General features: G+C 32.5%; 1 protein-coding gene. It reads left to right on the top strand.

The genetic code is table 11. The annotated features are described in order from the left end of the window. Positions 1–208 (top strand): protein rep (locus AWV70_RS22025; protein WP_235588815.1); only part of this gene is annotated, 208 nt, incomplete at its 5' end. Positions 209–243: the final 35 nt, after the last annotated feature.

Genomic DNA, 243 nt, shown 5'->3' on the forward strand with positions numbered 1-243 from the left:
TTTGGAAGAGGGTTTGTTCCGTAAACGACTGATTTCATACGGTGGATTGTTGAAGGAAATACACAAAGAATTAAATTTAGATGATGCAGAAGATGGCGATTTGGTAAAAGTGAATGAAGAAAATGATGATGAAAAAGAAGATGAAGGCTTTACAGTAACAGCAATGTGGAACTGGAACAGGCAAAATTATTATATAAAAAATGATTGATAAAGGGGTCATGAAAATTGAAGATTAGTAGAAAA

It is taken from the genome of Sporosarcina koreensis (genome assembly GCF_001531445.1).
Taxonomy (GTDB): Bacteria; Bacillota; Bacilli; order Bacillales_A; family Planococcaceae; genus Sporosarcina; species Sporosarcina koreensis_C.